The sequence below is a fragment of the Streptomyces sp. SID14478 genome, from assembly GCF_010548525.1.
In the GTDB taxonomy this organism is placed as follows: Bacteria; Actinomycetota; Actinomycetes; order Streptomycetales; family Streptomycetaceae; genus Streptomyces.
The window spans coordinates 1-3,084 of sequence record NZ_JAAGMG010000204.1; the positions used below are offsets into that span (position 1 = coordinate 1).

At 73.7% G+C, this 3,084-nt stretch carries 1 protein-coding gene; it reads right to left on the bottom strand.

The genetic code is table 11. From position 1 onward, the window contains the following. Positions 1 to 3,084: type I polyketide synthase (locus G3I40_RS07350; RefSeq protein WP_164301346.1), on the bottom strand; the 3,084-nt coding region annotated here is incomplete at both ends.

A 3,084-nucleotide genomic window follows, 5' to 3' on the forward strand; every position in this document is an offset into this window, starting at 1 on the left:
GGCCGCGTCGAGCCCGTCGCGATCCCCCGTGACCACGGCCAGCCGGGCCGTCTCCAGGGCGGGTTCGGCCAGCCAGGCCTGCAGCACGGCGAGGGCCGCGCCGACCGCCGCGCGGGGATCGGCCGCCCGCGGCCCGGTCAGCCCGGTCTGCTCTTCGCCGATCCCGGTCGGCACTTCGTAGCGAAGGACATCGGGAACGGCCGTCCCCTCCGCCCCCGCCGCGGCGGCGACGTCCTCGCTCCCGGCGACGGACACCATGGAGAGCGGGCGCTCCACCGCGGGGAGCGTCACGTCCGTCCAGTCGACCCGGAACAGCGAGTCGTGCGGCAACGCACCGACGATCCCCGCCTGTTCGGGGTCGAACGGTGTCGCGCGCACGCCCTCGACGCTCAACACGGGCTGCCCCGTGGGATCGGTCAGCAGAAGCGGTACGCCGGCGTCCGACGACGCCTCCCCGCCGTGTACGCGCACTGCGGCGGCGCCCGCGGCGAGCAGGGACACCCCGGTCCACGTGGACGGGAGCATGTCGCCGGGGACGACCGTACGCACGGCGGCGTCGAGGAGCGACGGATGCACGCCGTAGCGTTCCGCGTCGCGCAGCGCGGCTCCGTCCAGCGCGACGTCCGTGCCGTCGCCGTCCGGTGACGCGCTCGCCCCGCGGTCGGCGCCGGGCGCCAGCGTGCCGTGCGCGTGCCGTGTCCACTCCGCGTCCAACGGGGCGTCCGCGGCCCTCGAGTAGATCTCCACCGGCCGGCGGCGTGCGGCGTCCGGCTCGCCGACGACGACCTGGACGTTGCGGCTGCCGTGCCGCGGCAGCACGACGGGCGTCTCGACGGTCAGCTCGTCGAGGAAGGGGGCCGCGGTCAGGTCGCCGAGCCGGATGGCCAGTTCGACCAGGGCGGCGTTCGGCACGACGACGGCATCGCCCAGGACATGGTCCGCGAGCCAGGGGTGCGACCCGAGCGCCCACCTCGACGTGGCCATGACGCCACCCGAGTGCGGCATGCCGACGACCGCGCCGAGCAGCGGGTGATCGCCCCCGGCGAGCCCGAGGGAGCTCGCGTCACCGCCGGTCTCCGCCGCCGTGAGCCAGTAGTGGCGGTGGTCGAAGGCGTACATGGGCAGGTCGACGTCCGCGGCCGTGGCGTCGGCGGGCAGGGCGCCCGTCCAGTCCACGGGGACGCCGCGCACGAACAGCTCGGCCATCGACGCCAGGAGCCTGCGCAGGCCACCCTCTTGGCGGCGCAGCGAACCGGTCACCAGCACGTCCGCGCCGCTCTCGTAGGCGGTTTCCGTGATCGGCTGGACGAGGACGGGGTGCGCACTGATCTCGATGAACGCGCCGTGGCCCTGGCGGACCAGCTCGGCGACGGCCGGGCCGAAGCCGACCTGGCTGCGCAGATTCCCGTACCAGTAAGCGCCGTTGAGGACATCGGCGTCCTCGACCCAGCCGCCCGTCACCGTGGAGAAGAACGGGATGGCGGGGGCCTGCGCCTCGATGCCGGACAAGGTCTCGGCGAGAGTGCTCTCGATGTCCTCTACGTGGCGGGTGTGGGAGGCGTAGTCCACGGCGACGCGGCGCACGCGCACACCGTCCGCCTCGAAGGCGGCCAGCGCCTCGTCCAGGGCCTCCGCGTCGCCCGCGACAACCACCGAGTTCGGGCCGTTGACGGCCGCGACCTCGACCCGGTCCGCCCAACGCCCCAGACGCGCAACCGCCTCCGCCTCGCTCAACGCCACCGACGCCATGCCCCCACGACCGGCCAACCGCTCACCGATCGCCTGACTGCGCAGTGCCACGACCCGGGCCGCGTCGTCGAGCGACAACGCACCGGACACACACGCCGCCGCGATCTCGCCCTGCGAGTGACCCAGCACCGCATCAGGACGCACACCCACCGACGACCAAACGGCAGCGAGCCCCACCATCACGGCGAAACTCGCCGGCTGCAGCACATCCACCCGCTCCAGCAGCTCCGGCGAAGCCTCCCCGCGCAGTACGTCGACCAGTGACCAGTCGATGTACGGGTCCAGGGCGCTCGCACACTCAGCGATCCGCTCCGCGAACACCGGCGAAGAATCGAGCAACTCCCGGCCCATGCCGGCCCATTGGGATCCCTGACCCGGGAACACCCACACGACCCTGTCCGCAGTCGCGGAACCCGCGCTCCCGGACACCGCACCAGGCGTGCTCTCACCCCGTGCCAGCGCCTGCAGTCCGGCCAGTGCCTCCTCGTCGGACCCGGCGACGACCACCGCGCGCTCACTCAGCAGCGCCCGGTTCGCCAGCAGTGCCGCGGCGGTACGGGCCAGCGGCGCACAGCCGGACTCCACGAACGCCGCGATCCGGTCGGCCTGGCCCGCGAGCGCAGCGGTGTTGTGCGCGGAGACCACCAACGGCACCACGCCGCCCACAGGCACGACCGCAGTGGCCTCCGCGACCTCCTCGGCCGGCGCCTCCTCCAGGATCAGATGCGCGTTCGTCCCGCTCACACCGAACGACGAAACGCCCGCCCGGCGCGGACGGTCCCCACGCGGCCACTGCCGCGCCTCGGTCAACAACTCCACCGCACCCGCCGACCAGTCCACCTCTGCCGTAGGCGCATCCACATGCAAGGTCGCCGGGAGAGTCTCGTGCCGCAGCGCCTGCACCATCTTGATCACACCTGCCACGCCGGCGGCGGCCTGGCTGTGCCCGATGTTGGACTTCAACGAGCCCAGCCACAAAGGCTGTTGGGGATCACGGTCCTTGCCGTACGTGGCGAGCAGCGCCTGCGCCTCGATCGGGTCGCCCAGCGCCGTGCCCGTCCCGTGGGCCTCCACGACGTCGACGTCCGCCGGTCCGAGGCCCGCACTGGCCAGTGCCCGCCGGATCACCCGCTGCTGCGAGGGACCGCTCGGCGCCGTCAGGCCGTTGGAGGCACCGTCCTGGTTGACCGCGCTGCCGCGCAGCACCGCGAGCACCTTGTGGCCGCGCTCCCGGGCCACCGACAGCCGCTCCAGGACGACCACGCCGACGCCCTCGGCCCAGCCGGTGCCGTCGGCCGCCGCGGCGAACGCCTTGCAGCGGCCGTCGGCGGACAG